We start from the raw sequence: 21,324 nt of genomic DNA, 5'->3' as shown, positions 1-21,324 counted from the left end.
GCCCCTCCCTTTTTGTTGTGTCAGGCGAGGCGCGCGAAATAGGCGCCCCATGCCGGAATATCGATCTTGTTGCCGTAGATGTTGCTGGCAAAACCGTGTCCGGCCAGCGCCTCCCAGGCACCCTCCGGGAGTTCGGCCGAACCATCCGCAGCGCTCATGTTGAAGACGCAAAGGATCGTCTCGTTGCCGAACGTCCGCGTGTAGAGCATCACATCGTCCTGCGGCGGATAGAAAGAAATCTCGCCGCTGGCAAAGGCCGGATGCTGTTTGCGGAAGGCGAGGAAACGGCGGTAGTGCTCGAGCACGGAGTGTTCGTCGCCGCTCTGGACGCTGACGGCACGCAGGATGTGCTCGACCGGAACAGGCAGCCACGGCTTTTCGGTGGAGAACCCGCCCTGCACCCTCTGGCTGTCCCAGACCATCGGCGTGCGGCAGCCGTCACGGCCCTTGAATTCCGGCCAGAACTGGATGCCGTAGGGATCCTGCAGGTCCTGATAGGCGATCTCGGCTTCCGTCAGGCCGAGTTCCTCGCCCTGGTAGATGCAGACGGAGCCGCGCAGCGTCATCAGGATCGAGGCATATTGCTTGGCGAAGGCCTCGCGATCGGCGACCAGGCTGCCCCAGCGGCTGACATGGCGCACCACGTCGTGGTTGGAGAAGGCCCAGCACGCCCAGCCATCCGGGGCGGCAGCGCCGAAATCCTTCATCACTTCCTCGATGCGACCCGGCGTCAGCGCGTCGGGGGCGAGGAATTCGAAGGCGTAGCACATGTGCATCTTGTCATCGCCGGAGGTATATTCGCCGACGATCTCCAGGCCGCGCTGGCTGTCGCCGACTTCCCCGACGGCGGCGATCGCCGGATACTCTTCCAGCACGGCACGGAAGCGCTTCAGGAAGGCGATGTTTTCCGGGCGGTTCTTGTCGTAGATGTGCTCCTGGAAATTGTAAGGGTTGACCGCCGGTGCCGTCGAGGCGTTGCGGCGCGACGGGGCGAGCGCCGGATTGTCGCGCAGCTCGCGGTCGTGGAAATAGAAATTGATGGTGTCGAGGCGAAAGCCGTCGACGCCGCGATCGAGCCAGAAGCGGACGACCTGCAGCAGGCGATCCTGGACCTCCGGATTGTGGAGATCGAGATCGGGCTGCGAGGTCAGGAAGTTGTGCATGTAATATTGCATGCGGGTCGGATCCCAGGCCCAGGCCGAACCACCGAAGATCGACAGCCAGTTGTTGGGCGGGGTGCCGTCGGGCTTGGCGTCCGACCAGACATACCAGTCGGATTTCGGGTTGTTCTGGCTGGAGCGGCTTTCGACGAACCAGGGGTGACGGTCGGAGGAGTGGGAGATGACCAGGTCGATCATCACCTTGATGCCGAGGCGATGAGCTTCGGCGATCAGCGAATCGAAATCGGCCAGCGTGCCGAAGATCGGATCGACGTCCTCGTAGTCGGAGACATCATAGCCGAAATCGCGCATCGGCGACATGAAGAAGGGCGACACCCAGATGGCGTCGGCGCCGAGGTTTGCCACATGCGGCAGGCGCGCGGCGATGCCCTTGAGATCGCCGATGCCGTCGCCGTTGGAATCCTGGAAGGAGCGCGGATAGATCTGGTAGATGACGGCGCCACGCCACCAGTTCTTGTCGGGCGCCGTGATCGATGGGGTCGCGATAGTCATTCCTGGGAGATCCTGTGTGAATGCGAAGCGTGAACGTCAGCCGCCCTTGACCGATCCGGCCAGCAGACCGCGCACGAGGTAGCGCTGCAGACCGAAGAAGACGAGGAGCGGCACGATGATGGTAACGAAGGCCGAGGCCGTGAGGATTTCCCAATTGCCGCCGCGCGAGCCGAGCAGTGCATTGAGGCTTCCGGTCAGCACCAGTTCTTCCTTGCCGGTGCCAAGGAAGACCATGGCGATCAGAAGATCGTTCCAGACCCAGAGGAACTGGAAAATTGCGAAAGATGCGAGCGCCGGGAAGGACAAGGGCAGGATGATCTTGACGAAGATGTCGAAATCGCTGGCGCCATCGACGCGGGCGGATTCGATGATCTCCTTTGGCAGGCCGGCGATGTAGTTGCGCAGCAGATAGATGGCGAGCGGCATGCCGAAGGCGGTGTGGGCGAGCCAGATGCCGGGATAGGTCTTCGACGGCACGCCGAGGAAGGAGCCTATCTCGTTATAGAGGCGCAGCAGCGGGATCAGCGACATCTGCAGCGGCACGACGATCAGGCCGACCACCAGCGCGATCATCAGCGAGCGACCGGGAAACTCCATCCAGGCAAGCGCATAGGCGGCGAAGGCGGCGATCAGGATCGGAATGATGGTGGCCGGGATGGTGACTGTCAGCGAATTGATGAAGGACTGGCCAATGCCCTCGCCCGTCACCACCGTCTTGAAGTTCTGCAGCGTGAAGGCCGGCGGCGAGGCGACGGAGATATAGATGCGCTTGCCGCGCGTATCGTCGAAGGCGGTGTTCTTCGTATATTTGTAGCTGCCGTCCGTGTTGATCAGCAGCGTTTCGCCGTTGCCGATTTCAGCGGGCTCGCCGACCTTGAACGCCGATGGGTCCTGTGCCTTAACGCCGAAGGCGCTGACCTTGCCGAGCGACCCGGCAGCGGCAAAGACCGAGCCCGAGATCACGTAGTTGGGGCCGTCCGGCTGCGCCTTGTCGCCGCCATCGAGGCGTACAGCGGTTGTCTGCGTCGAGCCGGAAAAGGCCGTCCACCAGCCGGAGACGGTGATCTGGTCCTTGTCGCGAAGCGCAGTGACAAAGATGCCGAGGGTCGGCACCAGCCAGACGATGACGATCAGAAGCACCATGGCGTGGACGAACAGCCGGGCGGGACCGATGCGGAAGAAGCTCCTGTCGAAGGTCATCTCAGTTATCTCCCGTTTCCTGGTTGGCGCGCCGGACGTTCCAGACCATGATCGGCATGACGGCGAGCATGATGATGAGGGCAATGACGGCGCTGCGGCCGCTGTCGCCGCCACCACGGAACATCCAGTTGAACATCAGGTTGGCGAGAACCATGGAATCCCACTGGCCGTTGGTCATCGTCAGCACGATGTCGAAGACCTTCAGAACGAGGATGGTGATCGTCGTCCAGACGACGGCGATCGTCCCCCAGATCTGCGGCACCATGATCTTCCAGAAGATCTGCCAGCCATTGGCGCCATCGATGACGGCGGCCTCGATCGTTTCCTCCGGAATGCCGCGGAGCGCCGCCGACAGGATGACCATGGCAAAGCCGGTCTGGATCCAGATGAGGATGATCATCAGGAAGAAGTTGTTCCAGAAGGGAATGGAGATCCAGACTTCGGGCGTGCCGCCGAACAGCTGCACGATGGCATTCAGCAGGCCGATCTGGGTGTCGTTGCCGCCGCGATATTCGTAGATGAATTTCCAGATGACGGAGGCACCGACGAAGGAGATCGCCATCGGCATGAAGACGATGCTTTTCGCGATATTGCCCCACCAGATCCGGTCGGTCATGACGGCAATGACGAGGCCGAAGAAGGTGCAGGCGGCGGGCACGACGGCCAGCCAGAGGATGTTGTTGAAGATGGACTGGCGGAATTCACGGTCGCCGATCGCCCATTGGTAGTTGGCAAGCCCGACATATTGCTCTCCGCCCTTGTCGTAGAACGACAGGATGAAAGTGGCGATGACGGGATAGACGAGATAGACGGCGAGAAGAAACAGGGCGGGGCCGATGAACAGCCAGGGCCGGATAATCGAGCGGCGGCGAAGGTTGCGCGACGCGACGAACACATCATCGCCTTCTCGCGCCGGAAGGGCGAAATCGAGCAACTTGTTGGAAAACAGGAAGTAGGCCGCACAGGCGCCCACGCCCAATACCACGGCACCCAGTGCCGAACCAATCTGCCAGATCATACGTCCCTCCCGTTGAGCAGTCTCCTGCTGCCGCTATGCAGCGAACGACGTCGTCCCCACAACGTCGATGGCATCCGGGGCCGCCGCTGAAACACCAGCGGCGGCCTTTGGTGGCGTATTACTTGATGCCGTCCCAGGCCTTCTGGATGTCGTCGGCCGAGGCCTGCGCGGACTTGCCGCCGACGAAGTCGACCATGCCGGTCCAGAACGCGCCGGCGCCGATCTTGCCCGGCATCAGGTCGGATCCGTCGAAGCGGAAGGCCGTCGCGGAGGTCAGCAATTCGCCTTCCTTCTTCAGCGTGTAGTTGGCGTAGGTGCCGGTGTTGACGGCCTTGTAGGGCGTCAGGAAGCCGGACTGCGCCATCCACACTTCGTGGGCGATCGGGGTCTGCAGGAATTCGATGAACGCACGGGCGGCCTTCGAATCCTTGGTGATCGCTGCCAGTGTGCCGGCCCCGAGAACCGGCTTGCCGAGTTCAGGATGGGAGGCGTAAGGCGGGAAGTAGAAGAAATCGGCGTCCTGGCCGAGCTTGGTTCCCTCGGGGAAGAAGGACGGGATGAAGGACGCCTGCTTGTGCATGTAGCACTTCGGCGGAACCGCGAAGAGACCCTTGGGGCTGTCGCGGAAATCGGTCGAAGCAACCGCTGCGACGCCGCCGTCGACATATTTCGGATTCTTGGCGATCTTGCCGAATTCCTCGATGGCGCCGACGACCTTGGGGTCGTTGAACTTGAGTTCGTTGGTGACCCATTTGTCGTAGTCGGTCGGAGACTGCGTGCGCAGCATCAGGTCTTCGATCCAATCGGTCGCCGGCCAGCCGGTCGCGCCGCCAGAACCCAGCCCGATGCACCACGGCACGCCGCCGTCCTTGACGATCTGGTCGGAGAGCTTCATCAGCTCTTCCATTGTCTTCGGAACGTTGTATCCGGCTTCCTCGAAGTTTTCAGGCACGTACCAGACGAGCGACTTCAAATCGGCCTTGTAGGGGAAGGCGTAGAAGGCATCCTTGCCGTCCTTGCCCTTGTAGGTGCCGTAGCTGACCCAGCTGTCGCCGGCGCCGTAGTTCGTCTTGACCCAGTTGGCCTGGTCGTCGCCGAGCGGCGTCAGGTAGCCTTTGCTGGCGAGATTGGCGAAGAGGCCCGGCTGCGGCAGGATCGCGACGTTCGGCGGCGAGCCGGCCTGGGTGTCGATGACGATCTGCTGCTCGTAGTTTTCCGACGACGAGTATTTCGCGTCGATCCCGGTGGCTTCGGTGAAATAGGCGAGAACGCTGCTGAACAGCTTTTCGTCTTCGCCACGCCAGGGGCCAAAGATGGTGATCGTTTGGCCCTTCAGGTCGGCATGGGCCGCCTTGAAGGCGTCATAGCTCTTCCAGTTGAACTTGGAATCTTCGTTGGGCTTAAATTTGAGATCGGCGGCCGATACTGTGCCTGCCATAACTGCAGCCAAAGCAAGGCTCATCAGAAATGATGTCTTCATGTGCGTTTCCCTCCCGTCACAATATCCAAAGGCATCTCCCACAAAACAGCGAGTGATACGCTATCCTCAAAGCGCTTTGGCTCTCGAATTCATTCTACTGCCACCGCTGTGAGTCAAGCGATTTTACGAAACGGCATCCCAAGAGACGAAATCTCGCAATGCAGCATCGAATAACGGCAATATGGCGCGATTTTTCTTGAGTCAAGGTGGGCGCCCATCCCATAATTGAAAGCGCTTTGGGAGACGTTGAGAGCACGAGGGCGGCATCGGACGATGATCGTTTTCCTCCCGTAGCGGCGCATGGGGAGGGTACGGGTGTGAACCTGAAACAATTGTCGAAGATGCTGGGTCTGTCCCAGACGACCGTCAGCCGCGCCCTCAACGGATACCCCGAAGTCAGCCGCGAAACCCGCGAACGGGTGCTGGGCGCCGCGCGCGATACCGGCTATCGGCCCAACAAGGCGGCGCAGCGGCTGGCAACCGGCAAAGCCGGATCGATCGGTCTGGTGATGCCGACGGCGCCGGGCCATCCGTCCGACGTGCATTTCGGCGAATTCCTGACCGGTCTCGGCGAGGAGGCGCTGCGGCACGATTTCCATTTCGTCATCATGCCGGCCGATCCGGAAGACGAGGTGGCGGCATTGCGGCGGCTGGCGGTGAGCGGCAATGTCGACGCGCTGTTCGTCGCGTACATGCGCGCCCACGATCCGCGCGTCGCCATGCTGAAGTCGCTGTCCGTCCCCTTCGTGGTGCATGGCCGTTCCTTCGGCAGCGAGCCGGACTATCCGTTTCTCGACATCGATAACGAGGGGGCCTTCTACGACGCTACACGGCTGCTGCTGCAACTCGGCCATCGACGTTTCGCGGTGATGAACGGTCCGGCCCATCTCGATTTTGCCATGCGCCGCCATGACGGTGTCGTTTCGGCGCTGGCCGAACGCGGGCTGAGGCTGGAGCGGGCCTGTACCAGCACGACGGCGATGACCGACGAACAGGGGCTGATTGCCATGGAACGCTTCCTGCAATTGCCCGACAGGCCGACGGCGATCCTCTGTTCGAGCACCGTGTTGGCACTTGGCGCCATCCGGGCGGTCAACCAGGCGGGCTTGAAGCTCGGCGAGGATATTTCGCTGATCGCCCATGACGACGTGCTGCCGCTGTTGAAGCCGGAAAACTTTTCCGTGCCGCTGACGACGACCCGTTCGTCTCTCAGGGCCGCCGGCGTTCGCATCGCCGAGCGGCTTATCGGCGGGATCAAGAACCTGGGCCCCTTCCCCGATCAAGAACTGTGGAAAACAGAGTTGATTGTCCGCGCCTCCACAGGTGCGGCTCCACCTTCGTGAACGTTCTTCAGAATGTCGGCGCGCTCTTGCCGGCGGCGCGGTAGGCGGCAATAACCGTATTGGCCATCAGCATGGCGATGGTCATCGGACCGACGCCGCCCGGTACCGGCGTGATGACGGCCGCAACCTCCGCGCATTCTCCGAAGGCAACGTCGCCGACCAACCGGCTCTTGCCCTCTCCGCGTTCCGGCGCATCGATGCGATTGATGCCGACATCGATCAGCGTGGCGCCAGGCTTCACCCAATCGGCCTTGACCATCTCGGGGCGTCCGACAGCGGCGACAAGAATATCGGCGCGGGCGCAAACGGCCGGCAGGTCCTTGGTACGCGAATGGGCAATTGTCACGGTGGCATTGGCATTGAGCAGAAGCTGCGCCATCGGCTTGCCGAACAGGTTAGAACGACCGATGACGACGGCGTTGAGACCGGACAGATCCTCGCCATGGGTGCGGCGGACGAACAGCATCGCACCCGCCGGGGTGCAGGAAATCAGGCCTGTGGCGAGGTCGCCGGTGGCAAGCTTGCCGGCATTGACGACATGCAGCCCATCGACGTCCTTCTCCGGCAGGATCGACTGGATGATCGCATCCGAATCAAGATGCTTCGGCAGGGGCAACTGCACCAGGATGCCGTTGATGGCCGGGTCCGCGTTCAGCGATGCGACGAGCGCGGCCAGTTCAGCCTGTGTCGTCTCAAGCGGGAGAGTGTGCTGGATCGAGTTGAAGCCACACTCCTTGGCCATGCGGCTCTTGGCAGCGACATAGGTGTGGCTGGCGGGATCGTCACCGACGATGACCACGGCAAGTCCGGTCGTCTTGCCGGTCTCGGTCGTCAGGGCGGCGGCTGCCGACTTCACCGTCTCGATAACTGAAGCCGCCACGTGCTTGCCGTCGATCACTGTTGCCACGCATTTTCTCCCGAATGTCATCGGCGGCAACCTAGCGCCGCCCTGCGGCAGGAGTTTGCCTGCCTACGCCCTTTGATGTCAAAAGACGACAATTTGCAAGGCGAATGCAAGCCCAGGATCAGCGACCGGCTGCGTGGCGCCGCATGGCATATGTAGCCACTCTTTCACGCAAGGACGCGACATCGTCGATGATCGCGGTCAAGGCCGTCTCCGGGGCAGGCTGCTGCTGCTCGACGATTTCCGTCAGCCGGTCATTGGCAACGGGGATGCCGGCATTGAACCTCTGCAGGGGCTGATCGAGAGGAGCGCGAAATGGCGCCGCCTGCCGCACATCGGCCAGCAGATCCGCCATCTCAAGGTCAAGGGCATCCTCATCGAATGATGTGTGACGAGGCTTGCGGCTCATCAGGAACCGGAACCCGATCAGCGCCAGAGCCATGCCAAAACCGATGGCGGCTGATATCAGTGTGCGACCGAGGCGGTTGTCCTCGACCGGCAGCGTGGCCGGGACTGCGGGCGCGACCAGCGCTAGCGGAGCGACCGATTTTACGTCCGGCTGGACATCCTGCGTCGCTGTCAACGCCGTCTCATAAGCCTGCCGCGCGGTCTCGACATCGGCCTGCAGCTTGCCGAAGGCGACCAGATCCACCGATGTCGGCTGACGATCGAGTTCGGCAGCCCGGTCCTTCAGCAGCCTGGCCTGGCTTGCGGCGCTCTTCACATCGGCGTCCGCCGCGACCACTATCTTGCGAATCTCGGTTGTCATCGACGCACTCAGCGCGTCGAGCACCGACTGGGCGGCGAGCAGGCGCGGATGGCGAGGCCCAAGCTGTGTCGACAGCTGCCCGAGCGTCGTACGTGCGGCGGCGTAGCGGTTGCGCAGGTCCTCCAGCACCGCGGGGGAGCCGAGATCGGGCGAAATCGCTCCGTCCAGAACGTCCGACATTTTTACGGATTTCGCGGCCGTCAGGCGGATCGAGGCGGCCTGCGCCTCCTTGTCGGCGGCGGCCAGCTGATGGCCCAAGGCCTCCCGGCGCGCCATCAGCTCGCTGGCGGCAGCGATCTTGTCATCGCCGGTACGCGCCTTGAAAGCGGTCAGTGCGGCATTGGCAGCATCGTAGGTCTTCCGCTCGCTTTCCATCGCCTGTTCGGCGGCATTCGGCGTGAGCGGAGGCTTGGCCGCTGCGTCGCGCACGGCGGCATCAGCCAGGTCATTGGCGATGCGCGCGGACGTCTTCGGATCCGATGATTGCACGACCAGCGCGAGGCTGCCGGACCGCGCGTCCGGCGTCACCGACAGCCTTTGGCGGAGCGCCGTCTGGGCGCGCGAAAACCCGTCGGCGGCAGCGCCGCTGTCGGTGAAGAGATCCTTGACGACGCTGTAGGCTGTCGCCTCCCCGCCAGTGAATTCGTCATCGCGGTCGAGTTTCAGCCTGGTTACCACCTGGGAGAGAAGGCGCGGCGATGTCAGGCGCTGGGTCGCAGCATCCAGAAAGCCGGGAATTGCGCGGGCGGCACCCTGAACCTCAAGTCGCGCTTCCGCCGCATAGCGCGGCGGCGAGGCAAACAGGCTTGGAATATAGGCTGCGCCGAGAGTCATGAAGAGAATGAGGGCGGTGGAGCCCCATCCGAGATTCGACCGCCGCCGCAAAGGAATGGCTGCCAGGAAAGGCAGGTCCGCTTCGACGGGATAGGCGAGCGCAGTCGGCAATGGCGGGGTTGCTTCGGACGGACGGGACGCCTCGATCTCGGGGAGACTTTCGGCGAGCGGCGGCGCAAGTCGCGCATTTTCGTTCTCGGCCCTGAGGATGCCGCGCACGCGCATGGCAAGCGGCATCTCGCCGGCCGGATTGCGCGGCGCGGATAGGGGGAACGGTTCGCCTGCCAGGGAGCGCTTGAGATAATCGAGCAACTGGGCATCACTCAGCGACGAAGCTTCCGGTCTGGCATCGACGGGCGCTGAGGTCCAGACTGAGTAGCCCGGCCGGTCCTGGTCGTTGCCAAGCCGAGTGGCGCCGTCGTTAAAATCTCTCTGTGCCATGACAGCCAATCTCGCGCGCAGGACCGTCAAACCATCGGCCGCAGATTCGGATGATTAACCGACTGTAAATTTTGATGGCAAAGAAATGGTTAACGCGCTGCAACTGCCGGGGGCATGGACGAAACCCGGCGGATCGATCAATGCGTCTTGGCGGGCGTTTGCTCGGCGGCGGTCGGTGCTGCTTCTGGCGGCACCAGTGGCACCGTCTTGATGTTTCTCTTGGCCGGGGCGGATTCGCTCGCGCGAACTTCGTCCTTCGAGAGATAGTCGAGCTGCTCGATGACCACGCTCTTGACGTAGTCGCCGCCGAGATGCTCGTTCATGTTCTTCTTGATCTCGCCTCGGAAGGCTTCGAGGTTGAAGGCCTTGGGCTTCGACATGTCGATCATCTTGTCGCCGACCAGCAGCGTGAACAGCGCATCCGTCGTCAAGGCCGGCAGCGGTGTCGCCTCATCCTTGGCCTTCGCCTTGTCCATCATGTAGGAAATCTTGGTGATGAAATAACCGGTGACCCCCGTGTCGCCGATGATCGGCACGTTGATCGATTCGCCCTTGACGAATTCTTCCTCGGGCGGCTTCGGCTCAGGGCTGGCTGCCGGGGCCGTCGCCATCTGCACGGAAAAGTAGACCGCCACCAAGGTGACGGCACATACCCACAGGCCTGTGACGACGAGCTTAATCATCCGGCCTGACGCACCACAAACTGCTCTTGCGAGTAGGTGCCATCGGCATCGGCGTCCTGCACGGCGTTCTTAAGGATTTCCGCCACGGCGCGCACAGCTTCAAGATGGGCTTCGACGCGACGCGCGTTCAGCACCAGCTTCTTTTTCAGGCCATGCAGCTGCTCGATATGGGCCGCCGCCATCTCAGCCGGATCGGTATCGCGAAACAGCATCGACAGTTCGTAGAGGCAGCGACTCTTGTGGGTGTTGGAGACCTTGAGATCGAACTCCGCATCCTTGCCGATGCGATTGTTTTCATTGTCGATAATCAATTCCAGGCGGCCAAGTACGGATTTGATGCGGTAGTCGTTCGAGATGATTTCCATGATCCTGCCCACTTACACTTTCTGCGACGTCAGCGAACCTTGATTGGTCACTGTCGTTCCGCTGTTGTTGTTGGCTTCCGCAGATGGGGTCCCGAACGTCTTGCGCTCGAACTCGTCAATCATGCTCAATGCCTGCTTCTTGTCGTTTTCACTGGTCGTGATGTGGTCGGCGCCGGTGCCGCGGGTCTTTTCCAGCTGCTCGTGATACATCTTGGATGCGATGCCGACGCCGCCGTCCTTGGCCATGGTATTGCCGAGCTGCTCGGCCATCATGCCCTTCCACATCTCGCCGGCAGTGCCCTTGCCGTAGAGGTTTTCGCTGTCCGGAAGGATGTTCTTGACGAAATTCTGCAGCACCATCGCCTCGAATTTCTGATAGGCGGCCGGGACTTTGCTGGTCGTGCTGCGTTCGTTGGCGTTGGCAAGGCCTGCCTGGGTGGCGGCCTGGGTGCTGGTCCTGTTCAGAACATCGACGGTCGATGCAAAGCCGTTGCCGGCTTCGGCAAGACTCGTGGCGGCAAAAGCGGCGCGGTTGGCCTGCAGCTTCGCCTGCGCGGCCTGCAGATCCGTCGGGTCGGCTGCCCTGACAACATCAAGGACCAAATCACTTGGAGGCGAAATAGCCACGTCACGTTCCTTTCGTATGAACTCGTGACGACTATGGTTTTTGAACCTTGCTGGAGGCTGGTGCGACGGACGCAAAGCGCTGATCGATGATGTCATAGACAGCATTGTCGTCGGATTCGCGCAATTCGGCGGCGCGCGCTTCGAGCATATGCTCCTCGAGCCGGTCAGCCTTGGTGCGCTCCCTGAGCACGTTCATCTCGATCAGCCGCTGCATCGCCTCGAGCTGCTGGTCGCGTAGCGTCAGGCGTCCCAGCCGCCAGGCATATTGCTGGGCGAAAGCGGTGTGAACGATATCGACAGATCCAATCGCATCGACAACCTGATCGATCGAATGCCCAACCTCATTGCGAGTACGCGTCGCTTCCGCCAATTCCTGCTCCGCCATCTGCTCGAGGTGGCGCTGGACGGCGACAAGACGCTTCAGTTTCTTCGATCGATTCTGGTCCGTCATCGGGTGCCCTACCCTTGCTAATGGCCGTTGTAGACGCTGAGAAACGCATCGGAGAACTGGCTGATCATCGCCGCCAGGCTGAGATAAAGCATGAAGAGACCGCCCATCAGCAGATAGGGCGTCGAGATGAAGTAGACCGGTATCTGCGGCGCCAGCTTGTTGATGAAGCCGATCGATACCTGGAACATCAGCCCGTAGATCAGAAAGGGGCTGGCAAGCCGCAGCATGATGTAGGTCGTTGCCTGCAACGTGTCGGTGAACGAGATCAGCGTCGCCTGCATTTCGATATGCCCCCCGAAAGGGATCAGCGTATAGGAATCGACGAGGGCGCGGAAGACATAGTGATGAAAGTCCATGATGAAGAGGATCATCAGGCCGGAAAAGGTGATGACGCCGGAAATCGCCGTCTCGCTACCGTCCTCGACCGGATCGGCGCCGCCTGGCGATGTCAGACCGATCATCATCGCAATGATGGTTCCGGCGAACTGCAGACCGAGCGTATAAAGCCGGGCCATCATTCCATACATCACGCCAACAAGCGATTCGGTGGCGATGAGCATCACATATTGCGCCCCGCCCGCCGAAGCCTTCGGATAGACCGAATCCCAGAGTACCGGCAACACGGCCATCGACAGTGCCACGGCGATCAGCAGGCGGACCTGCTGCGGCACGCGGGCAGAGGAAAACCCCGGCAGGACCATCACGCATCCACCGATCCTGCAGAAGCAGAGAAACAGCGCGAGGACGGTCCCCTGAGGGTCAGTGATCATGAAATAGCGCCCAGAATCTTGATCTCGATTCCCTTGGCCAATTCCACATGCGACAGCACAGGCAGCGTCGCAAACAAGCGTTCGATGATCATGCGCACATAGGAGCGCGTTTCGGGCGACGTGACAAGTACGAAAGGCAGGCCCTTGTCCATGAATTCACGGATAACTCGCGTTGCGTTCTCGCTGAATTCCTCGAGATTGCGCGGGTCGATGTCGAATTCGATGATTTCGCCCTTCGGATCGCGCTTCAGCGCCTGGTGGAAGACCAGATCCCACTTCGAGCCGAGTCGCAGAACGCGGAGCACACCGTTGTCGGCCAGGTCGCCGCAGAGCTGCTGGGCCATGCGGACGCGAACATGCTCGACGATCTGCTCTGTCTTGCGGACATGCGGTGCCAGTTCGGCCACGGCTTCGAGGATCAGATGCAGGTTGCGGATCGAAACGCGTTCGGCCAGCAGCAGCTTGAGGACGGCCTGTAGGCCGGAATAGGAGAGATGCGACGAGCAGATTTCGTCGGCCAGCTTCTTGTACTCCGGATCGAGGCGATCGATGAGGATCTTGACGTCCTTGTAGGACAGAAGCTGCGGCAGATTGTTTCGGATGACCTCGCTCATATGGGTGAGCACAACCGAGACATTGTCGATCGGCTGGAAGCCCTCCCGCTTCAGATCCTCGGTGAAGGCTTCCAGGACGGAGACGGCCGGCATGCCGAAGGCTGGTTCGCGGATCTCGTCGCCCGGTACGGTCGGCTTGCGACCGGCGCCGGTGACAACAAGGACTTCGCCCACCCGCAGCAGATTGGAGGCGATGGTCGTGCCGTGGATGCGGATCTGGTAGGACTTGTCGGCAATCGCGATGTCGTCGGTGACCTTGATCTCCGGAACCACGAAGCCGTATTGCGAGGCGAACTTCTTGCGCATCTTGCCGACGCGGAAGGCCAATTCCTGATGGGCGCCAAGCAGGCGTGTGGAGACGATCTTGCCGAGTGCCAGTTCGATCTCGGAGGTCTTGAGGACGTTCTTGACCGAATCCTTCTCGAGATCCTTGGACTGGCTGACCTTGTGCTCCTCGGCATCCCGGCGCAGCTTGTTGAGCGCTTCGGCCTGGCGCGGAATGACCCAGGCGCCGGCACCCATGATCCCACCCAAGATCATGAAGGGGACGAACGGCAGGCCGGGCATGACGGCGAGGAGGCACATCATGCCCGCAGCAACGCCGAGTGCCCGGGGATAGCCGCTCAATTGGTTGACGACCGCCTGGTCCGTCGAGCCCGACGTGCCGCCACGCGAAACCAGCAGGCCGGCGGCAAGCGAAATGATCAGGGCGGGCATCTGGGCGACCAGACCGTCGCCGACCGAGAGCTTGACGAAGACGTCGGCCGCCTGGCCGATCGGCATGCCATGGCGGAAATAGCCGATGATGATGCCGCCAAAGATATTGATCGAGGTGATGATCAGGCCGGCGACCGCGTCGCCGCGCACGAACTTCGACGCACCGTCCATCGCCCCGAAGAAGGAGCTTTCCTCTTCCAGTTCCTTGCGCCGGCGCTGCGCCTCGCGCTCGTCGATGAGGCCGGCCGACAGGTCGGCGTCGATGGCCATCTGCTTGCCGGGGATGGCGTCCAGGGTGAAGCGGGCGCCGACTTCGGCGATACGCGTGGCACCCTTGGTGATGACGATGAAATTGATGGTGATGAGGATGAGGAAGACGATCAGACCGATGACGAAATCGCCGGCCATGACGAGACTCGCGAAGCCGGCGATGACGCCGCCGGCCGCATGATCGCCTTCATAGCCATGGGACAGGATGACGCGCGTCGTGGCGATGTTCAGCGCCAGCCGGGTCATCGTGGCGATCAGCAGGATGGTCGGGAAGGACGAGAATTCGAGTGGCTTCTGAATCCACAAGGCCACCATCAGGATCAGCACCGACAGCGCGATCGAGAAAGCCAAGCCCATGTCGATGAGGAACGGCGGTATCGGCAAGAACAGGATGCAGAGCATCATGATGATGGCGACAGCGAACGCTACGTCCCGGAAACTCGGGGCGACTTTGGGCAGCGGTAGTGAAGGAGGTAACGCCATGCTTCAGATCCGTCTCTTCATGAGAGGAGGGAGGCGGACGAGCCGCTTACCCTAATACCCAGTCGAGTTACGGGACGAAGCTTGCGCGAGGATGGCTGACCAAGCATCCGCAAGGGCCAGCGGCCCGGCTAGAAGCCGGATTGTATGCGCGAAAACACCAGATTGGTGAAAATGCCGATCTGCGAACCGACAAAGGGCGCCGTGATGCCGATGGTCACGAAAACGGCGACAATCTTCGGGACGAAGGTCAATGTCGCTTCCTGGACCTGGGTCAGCGCCTGGATGAGAGCAATGACGACACCGACGACCATCGCAGCCAGAACCGCCGGGCCTGACGAAATCAGCACGGTCCAGATCGCCGCCTGAAAGATATCCAATGCATCGGCTTCGTTCATCTCGGCCAATTTCCTTGTCTGCACGACGCGATCGCTTCCAACGAGCGCGTCAAAATTTCCATCCGCGACATCAGGCCGAAGACTGTACATCCAGTCCCGGCTGCACCCGCTCCATCGCTATGGAGTGGGCGTGTTCGTCGAGGCGGTATCCGTCGGTGTGCTCGTTCCGGTCGGCGTGGCCACCGTTCCGTCCGTGACACTGATTCCCGGCTGTATGAGAACCTTAGCCCCCGAAGCGGTAATTGCAAGGATGCCGTCTGAAAAGACGCTGACTTCCTTGACGACGCCGCTGATCGAAGCATCGGCACTGACGACCGTCTTGCCGACATAGCTTGCCGCCTGCGACAGCATCTGGTTCGACAGCACCGTCTCCAGGTGGGAGTTGGTCTTGATCTGCTGCTCGACCTGCGAGAAGCTGGCAAGCTGCGAGATCTGGGCGCTGGCATCCATCGGAGACGTCGGATCCTGCGTCTTCATCTGGGCGATCAGCAGCTGCAGGAAGTCGTTGTAGTTGAGCGTCGCGCTTGCTGCTGCCGTCGAGGAATTCGACGCAGCCGCTCCGCTTGTGGTGGGGGCGGTCGCGGTGGCAGTCGCGCCGGTGACCGGATCTACCGCCATGGCGCGATTTCTCGACGGATGTGCTCGATCGTGGCTGCAGGCATTTCCTGGTTGTTGAGAATGCTGTCTTCGACGACATAGAGACCGCGGATCGATTTCAGAGCATCGAAAGCCTTGCCGGTCGCAACCAGACCATCGATGCGCTTCAGCTCGGCCAGAACCTCTTCGTTCTTGAAGCAGTTGAGCAGCATGACGATCGACTTGCGGAACAGCGCGGTCGACTGATCCTTGCCTTCCGGGTTGATCAGGATCATCTGGGCGATGAAATAGAGCTGGCGCAACGGCGTTGTTGCATCTTCCGGCTGGAGAACGTGATTTTCCAGGAGGAATGTCACGTCGTTCAGGAATTCCAGTGCGACCTTTCGATCGACGCGCAACACGGCCCCGTTGATGAAGATCCGCTCGCCGGCTTTTAGCGATATTCGAAGTGTACTTTTCATTTAAGTCCATCCCTGATGATGGTTGTGACGTCGATGATGCCCTGGTAGTTCGTCGATTTCCGGCGCCTGATCAAATCGCACTCTTTCAAGATCCAGATGGCGATGGAGATCAGGTTGGCGCGCAACGTGACGTCGAGCTGATTTTCCGGGTTCTTGAGGTCCTCGATAAAAGCCACCCAGACCCGTCTTGTATAGAAAAGTGCCTCGATCGATTCTCGACCGTATTTGGCTTTATTCATTGCTTCCGTCAGAAGGGAGATCGACCGATCGAGGACCTGGCGCTCCCGCTCCTTGGCGTCGGCCACCGCGTCTTGCATGATTTCTGCATATGAGAACTGATACATTCATGCATCCTTCCTGGTCATTTACGCCCTTTGATCATCAAAGGTAATTTACGAGACTCAACTGCTGTATCTTCGAGACGATCGTGTAGGCGGTCTGCAGCTGGGTTTCCAAGCTGTTGACCTTGGTCGAGGCCTCGTATGGATCGACGCCCTGAAGGTCGACGATCCGGTTGTTGATGATGTCTTTCTGGGCTCCAATCGCGTCGTTGGCCTTGGTGACCCGCGACTGCGATAGGCCGAGCTGGCTTGCCTGGGCGTTCATGCCGTCGATGCCCTGACGGGCGTAGCTGATGGCGCTCGAGGTCACGGAGCTGAGCGCCGCCTTGCTGAGATCGGTTCCCATCAAGGACTTCGCCACCGTGGCTGCCAGCGCCATGTAGCGCATGCCCGAGGCATTGGCATTCGTGGACGTCTCGACGACCTCGGAGTTATTGATCCGGCTGGTCATGTTCTGGTCCGATGCACTCGACCAACTGGTCCAGTTCGGCGTCGGCGAACTGTCGTCCAGGAACATCGGCGCGACCTTGTTGGAGATGAAGTCGGTCATCTGGTCGGCGGTCAGATCGCTTTTTTCCGTTACCGGCGGCGATTGAGCCGCCATGTAGTCGGTCAGCGCCGACTGGATTGCGGCAGTGGCCGCGGTGGTCTGGTCGGAGATCGGCTGGACGTCGGTGTTCGTGCCGGCAAAGATGTATTGTCCGTTCAGCATCGTGTTGGCATCCGCGACGAAGGTCGAGATGGTTGATGTCGCGGTTGTCTGCGACAATGCGATGCTGCTGCCATCCTGGTTGCCCTGCAATGCCACCAGCTGGTCCAGGAACGTCTGCGATTGCGACGTCATGTCCGCCAATCCGCTTTGCGTCGCGGTCATGCGCGCTGCTGCCGTCGAATTGCTGGCGGTGATCGCGTCCAGGCGCGACACGTCGCGCGTCATGTCGATGCTCTGCGAGATGTTGCCCCCGAGCGATACACCCATGTCGGCATAGACGCCCGTTGTTGCCTCCAGCGACGACTTCGTCATTTCGTTCTGCGACTGCTTGATCGTCAGTCGCATGGCATTCTGAATGGCGCTGCTTGAGATGGCGGAAAGTTTCATGGCTTAACTCATCAATTCAGTTGCAGGAGAGCGGTGAGCATGTCGTTGACCGCGCTCAGGATTTTCGTGCCGGCCTTGTAGGACTGCTCGATGTCCATCATCAGAGTGAGTTCTTCGTCGAGGTTGACACCCGTCCCGTTGGAATAGGCCTCGCTCGAACGAGAGGAAGATGCCGCCGTGTTTTCCGCTGCGGTCGATGCTGCACTGCGCGCGCTTTCGACCCAGCCAACCGAGTTGGAGGCAAAATCCATGATGCTCGAATTGCTGTCGACGCCGGCGTTGGGATCGAAATCCATGGGCGTGCCCATCGCCGTGTCCAGGGCATCGAGGCGCGTCGAATAGCCTGCATCGCCAGCGAGATTGGAGATGTAGTCGGTGCCGTTGATGCCGCCGTCGCGCAGCAGGTTCGGGTTGCCGCCCGCCGACGTAATCACCGCCGGGTTCACGGTGATTGCCGCTGCCATGCCATCGATGGTCGTGGAGGACGTCTGCGTCTCTCCCGGATTGCCGTTGGCATCCGTGTAGGTGAACAGGCCAGGCAGCTTGGAGCCGTCCACGGTGTTCGTTTCGGAAAACATCGTCACCAGGCTGCGGCCGATTTCGTCCAGCTGCTTCTGGTAGGTCGGAGCCGCGACGTCGCGGATCTGCAGCAGTGCTTGAAGCGTTCCCTTGGCCGTCGTGTTCGCGCCGTCGCCCGGAGCGAGCGCGACGCCGTCAATGTACACGCCGTTGCCGGTGCTGCCGGCCGAGTAGCCGTTTGTCGGTACGAAGGTTACATCCCGTGGAACGGTCTCGAACAGGGTGGCGCCGTCGGATGTATAGAGCGCCATGTCGCCATTGGCGCGATTGACCGTCTTGATGCCAACGATCGAGGAGATCTGCTTCAGAACCCCGTCGCGCTGGTCGAGCGCGTTGCTCGGATCAGCGCCGGAAGCCGTCGCCGTCCGCACAGCATCGTTGGTCGTCTGGAATTGCTTTAGAAGGTCGTTCAGCGAGGTGACGGTTGTGGCAATTTCCTTGTCGGCGTCGGTGCGAACCTGTTGCACTGCTGCCGTCGACTGGTTGAGGGAATTGGCAACGTCCTGCGCTGCAGTCACGGCTGCCTGGGCGGTCGTATTGCTGTTGGGAGCCGCTGCAAAAGCCTGGATGGCCTTGCGGAAGTTGGACAGATAGGTCGAGGGCGCCGTTTCGCTGTCGTTGCCACCGATCGTAGCCTGTATGTCGCCGTAGCCGGTGAGCAGCCGCTGTTGAGCGGCATCCGCCGATGTGGACGAGAGAAGCTGACGCTGGAGGGTCGGTTCTGCCGAGCGGGCAATCTGCACCACCGTCGCACCGTCGGACGAAATCGTCGTCATTGCCTGACGTCGCGTATAGTCCGGATTGCTTGCATTGGCGATGTTGTTCGACACGACCGAGCTTTGCTTGCCGGTATTGTTGAAAATCGCCTGCGCGGTATTGAGTGCCTGGGTGAGTGTCATGCTCGGCAGTACCTTAATTGACTATCGGACTAAGTTCACAAGAACGTCCATCAGATCCGAACCGGTCTGAAACACCTTGGAATTGGCCGTGTAGCTCTTCTGTGCCTGAATCATCGTCGTCAGTTCGCCGGCGAGATCGACGTTAGACTCTTCCAACGCGCCGGACTGGATGTAGCCAAGGCCGCTGGCCTGGGGGAATCCCGTCACCGTCACGCCCGACTGGCCGTTGGCGGAATAAACGTTGCCGCTGAGAACCGTCAGATTGTCCGGGCTGGCGACATTTGCCAGAGGGATGCGATAGAGCGGCTTGCTGGTGCCATCGGCATATTGGGCCGTGACGGTGCCATCGGTGCCGACCGTCACCTTGTTGACGGCGCTGGGCGCCTGTCCGTCGGCCTTACCGGTGGCGCCAAAGGCAGAGGCCAGCTGCGAAAAGCCCGAGATGTCGACGGAGATATCCTGCGTGCCGCTGACCGCGTTCGGATCGCTGATGGCGACCGTGCCACCGCTGGTCATCTTGCCGGTGGTGGGGTCGAACGAGACCGTACCCGAACCAACCGCCGCGCTCGAATAGGGAAAGGAAGAGGTGCCACCGGTCGCCTTGTCGGCGCCACGGTAGACAGAGACATCCCAGGTGTTGTCGGCGGTCTTGGTGTAGTAGAAGTCGTACTGAACCTTATTGCCTAGGGTGTCGTATGAGATCAGCGAGGTCTTCTGGGTATCGGTGGTCACCGGAGCCGTGTTGCTAGCCGGAAGATTGCCCGTGGCGATAGCGGCCCTCGAATCGAGGTTGCCGGAGAAGGATGCGGTCGTTGACGCCACAGCCGTAAGGCCCTGCGACTCGGTATTGATCGGAACCAGCCCATCAAAACCGTTGACGACTACGGAAGGAGAACCTGAGCCATAGGAGTAGCCCATCAGCGTGTAGCCGGCCGCGTTCTTGAGATTGCCGTTCTGATCCGGCGAGAAATCGCCTGCTCGCGTCAGATAAGGGGTTCCGGCAGCGTCCTGGACAACGAAGAAGCCGTTGCCCTGGATGGCCATGTCCGTCGTCGAGGATGTGTAGGAAAGACCGCCCTGCTGGGAGATCGAATACTGCACGGAAGTCGCCACGCCGCCCGAGTTGTAGGCGCCTGCGGTGGTTGGCAGAACGAGCGAAGAGAAGCTCGTGGAAGCTGACTTGTAGCCTGTCGTCGCCGAATTCGCGATGTTGTCAGAGACCGTGCTCAAGCGGTTCGCCTGGGCATTCATCCCTGAAACCGCTGTTTTCATGCTACCGAAAAGACTCATCTGAAATCCTCGTTTTCCCGTTATCGCAAGACTATTCAATGGGCCTTGCGTGAAGCTGTCTGGTGGGGAGAGGAAAAGCAGGTCATCATGAAGCGGCTTTTCGGGGTAGGCTAGATCGACTGGAAATCATCTTCCAGTCGAGGGAATTCACTCAGGCCCAGTCGATGCAGTAGCCGAGGAAACGCTTGGAATCGACCGGGTCGAAACCGAGCTTCTTGCGAAGCTTCTTGCGAAGCTTGGAGATATGGCTCTCGACGACGTTCTCTTCGACTTCTTCGTCGAAGATGCCGTAGATCGCGTTGAAGATCTGCGTCTTGGTAACCCGACGGCCGCGGTTTGAAATCAGGTATTCCAGGATGCGGCGCTCGCGGCGCGGCAGAGCGAAGACTTCGCCGTGGACTTCCGGATCGCGACCATCGGAGAAAACCCGGATGGCGCCGACGTCGGTGAAATTGGCAACGGCCTTGAGGCGACGGCGGATGGCGGCTGCCCGTGCCAGGATCTCGCGAGGATGCACAGGCTTGCGGACGACATCGTCGACACCACAATCAAAAAGTGCAAGGGTCGCATCCAAAGAAGGATGATCACTGACCGCGATGACAGGTGCAAGCGTCCGGTCGCGGATGGCGCGAGGGAGCAGCTGCATGTGCTCGCCTTGACCAAGCAGGAATGCTTCGACCGCCGCGATATCGCTATCTGCTGCCGTCTGCACCCACTCACCAAACTCCTTGGGATCGAACCCCGTCGAAGGAATTCCTTCTCGCCCAAACAGGGATGTATAGCCGTCTTTTACGAGCCCGCGCTCGTCAACCACTACGATCATTCGTCCGCCTCCGAATCAGTTGTGGGGTTTCCACTGATGCAATGGGTACGAATCGAGCGAATCGCGAACAACTGTAGGAAGTGAGTGGCGATAGTTAATAATTGCTTAAGATAACCACTCCGATTTGAACCACATCTAGTGGGTCCCGTGCCAATTCGACACAAGAAAGCGGTGGAAAAATTAATACATTTTCACGAT

General features: G+C 60.7%; 21 protein-coding genes. 1 reads left to right on the top strand and 20 read right to left on the bottom strand.

Annotation, left to right across the window (positions count from 1 at the left end):
- Positions 1–20: 20 nt before the first annotated feature.
- From VH564_RS00820 to VH564_RS00805, 4 genes are all read right to left on the bottom strand, one after another.
- Complete coding sequence (locus VH564_RS00820; protein ID WP_423337937.1) at positions 21–1,673, bottom strand: alpha-glucosidase; 1,653 nt, start codon at positions 1,671–1,673, stop codon at positions 21–23.
- 36 nt (positions 1,674–1,709) lie between these two features.
- Positions 1,710–2,873, bottom strand: a complete 1,164-nt coding sequence (locus VH564_RS00815) for a carbohydrate ABC transporter permease (protein WP_423337936.1) — start codon at positions 2,871–2,873, stop codon at positions 1,710–1,712.
- 1 nt (position 2,874) lies between these two features.
- Entirely contained in the window at positions 2,875–3,891 is a 1,017-nt protein-coding gene (locus VH564_RS00810; protein ID WP_423337935.1) for a carbohydrate ABC transporter permease, read from the bottom strand.
- Positions 3,892–4,009: 118 nt separating this feature from the next.
- Positions 4,010–5,371, bottom strand: coding sequence for an ABC transporter substrate-binding protein (locus VH564_RS00805; RefSeq protein WP_423337934.1), 1,362 nt, complete (start codon positions 5,369–5,371; stop codon positions 4,010–4,012).
- 317 nt (positions 5,372–5,688) lie between these two features.
- Between VH564_RS00805 and VH564_RS00800 the strand changes: the two genes are divergently transcribed.
- A complete protein-coding gene (locus VH564_RS00800; protein ID WP_423337933.1) occupies positions 5,689–6,714 on the top strand; it encodes a LacI family DNA-binding transcriptional regulator in 1,026 nt (341 codons plus the stop codon).
- 7 nt (positions 6,715–6,721) lie between these two features.
- Here VH564_RS00800 and folD read toward each other — a convergent pair whose 3' ends face one another.
- The 16 genes from folD to rem form a co-directional block, all read right to left on the bottom strand.
- A complete protein-coding gene (folD, locus tag VH564_RS00795; protein WP_423337932.1) occupies positions 6,722–7,621 on the bottom strand; it encodes a bifunctional methylenetetrahydrofolate dehydrogenase/methenyltetrahydrofolate cyclohydrolase FolD in 900 nt (299 codons plus the stop codon).
- A gap of 118 nt (positions 7,622–7,739) precedes the next feature.
- Positions 7,740–9,662 carry a hypothetical protein gene (locus tag VH564_RS00790; protein WP_423337931.1) on the bottom strand — a complete coding sequence of 641 codons (1,923 nt, stop codon included), beginning with the start codon at positions 9,660–9,662 and terminating at the stop codon, positions 7,740–7,742.
- A 137-nt stretch (positions 9,663–9,799) separates the two neighbouring features.
- Positions 9,800–10,345 (bottom strand): hypothetical protein, encoded by a 546-nt coding sequence (locus tag VH564_RS00785; RefSeq protein ID WP_423337930.1) that lies wholly within the window; start codon positions 10,343–10,345, stop codon positions 9,800–9,802.
- Complete coding sequence (locus VH564_RS00780) at positions 10,342–10,710, bottom strand: hypothetical protein (protein WP_423337929.1); 369 nt, start codon at positions 10,708–10,710, stop codon at positions 10,342–10,344. Before VH564_RS00780 ends, VH564_RS00785 begins: the two co-directional genes overlap by 4 nt.
- Positions 10,711–10,722: 12 nt before the next feature.
- Positions 10,723–11,337 (bottom strand): rod-binding protein, encoded by a 615-nt coding sequence (locus VH564_RS00775; RefSeq protein ID WP_423337928.1) that lies wholly within the window; start codon positions 11,335–11,337, stop codon positions 10,723–10,725.
- Between the two features lie 31 nt (positions 11,338–11,368).
- Positions 11,369–11,788: a hypothetical protein gene (locus VH564_RS00770; RefSeq protein WP_423337927.1), complete on the bottom strand. Its 420-nt coding sequence runs from the start codon at positions 11,786–11,788 to the stop codon at positions 11,369–11,371.
- A 17-nt stretch (positions 11,789–11,805) separates the two neighbouring features.
- Complete coding sequence (gene fliR / locus VH564_RS00765; protein WP_423337926.1) at positions 11,806–12,558, bottom strand: flagellar biosynthetic protein FliR; 753 nt, start codon at positions 12,556–12,558, stop codon at positions 11,806–11,808.
- Positions 12,555–14,642 carry a flagellar biosynthesis protein FlhA gene (flhA, locus tag VH564_RS00760; protein WP_423337925.1) on the bottom strand — a complete coding sequence of 696 codons (2,088 nt, stop codon included), beginning with the start codon at positions 14,640–14,642 and terminating at the stop codon, positions 12,555–12,557. Before flhA ends, fliR begins: the two co-directional genes overlap by 4 nt.
- Before the next feature lie 128 nt (positions 14,643–14,770).
- Entirely contained in the window at positions 14,771–15,037 is a 267-nt protein-coding gene (gene fliQ / locus VH564_RS00755; RefSeq protein ID WP_423337924.1) for a flagellar biosynthesis protein FliQ, read from the bottom strand.
- Between the two features lie 117 nt (positions 15,038–15,154).
- Positions 15,155–15,655, bottom strand: a complete 501-nt coding sequence (flgD, locus tag VH564_RS00750) for a flagellar hook assembly protein FlgD (RefSeq protein WP_423337923.1) — start codon at positions 15,653–15,655, stop codon at positions 15,155–15,157.
- Entirely contained in the window at positions 15,646–16,095 is a 450-nt protein-coding gene (flbT, locus tag VH564_RS00745; RefSeq protein ID WP_423337922.1) for a flagellar biosynthesis repressor FlbT, read from the bottom strand. The genes flgD and flbT overlap by 10 nt, the downstream gene beginning before the upstream one ends.
- Positions 16,092–16,439, bottom strand: coding sequence for a flagellar biosynthesis regulator FlaF (gene flaF / locus VH564_RS00740; RefSeq protein WP_423337921.1), 348 nt, complete (start codon positions 16,437–16,439; stop codon positions 16,092–16,094). The genes flbT and flaF overlap by 4 nt, the downstream gene beginning before the upstream one ends.
- Positions 16,440–16,476: 37 nt before the next feature.
- Positions 16,477–17,535, bottom strand: coding sequence for a flagellar hook-associated family protein (locus VH564_RS00735; protein ID WP_423337920.1), 1,059 nt, complete (start codon positions 17,533–17,535; stop codon positions 16,477–16,479).
- An 11-nt stretch (positions 17,536–17,546) separates the two neighbouring features.
- Entirely contained in the window at positions 17,547–19,013 is a 1,467-nt protein-coding gene (flgK, locus tag VH564_RS00730) for a flagellar hook-associated protein FlgK (RefSeq protein WP_423337919.1), read from the bottom strand.
- A gap of 21 nt (positions 19,014–19,034) precedes the next feature.
- Positions 19,035–20,303 carry a flagellar hook protein FlgE gene (locus VH564_RS00725; protein WP_423337918.1) on the bottom strand — a complete coding sequence of 423 codons (1,269 nt, stop codon included), beginning with the start codon at positions 20,301–20,303 and terminating at the stop codon, positions 19,035–19,037.
- Positions 20,304–20,454: 151 nt separating this feature from the next.
- Positions 20,455–21,126 (bottom strand): transcriptional activator Rem, encoded by a 672-nt coding sequence (gene rem, locus VH564_RS00720; RefSeq protein WP_423337917.1) that lies wholly within the window; start codon positions 21,124–21,126, stop codon positions 20,455–20,457.
- Between the last annotated feature and the right edge of the window lie 198 nt (positions 21,127–21,324).

This window comes from Rhizobium sp. HT1-10 (assembly GCF_049472505.1).
Lineage (GTDB): Bacteria > Pseudomonadota > Alphaproteobacteria > Rhizobiales > Rhizobiaceae > Rhizobium.
This window is presented reverse-complemented; position numbering and strand designations above follow the sequence as displayed.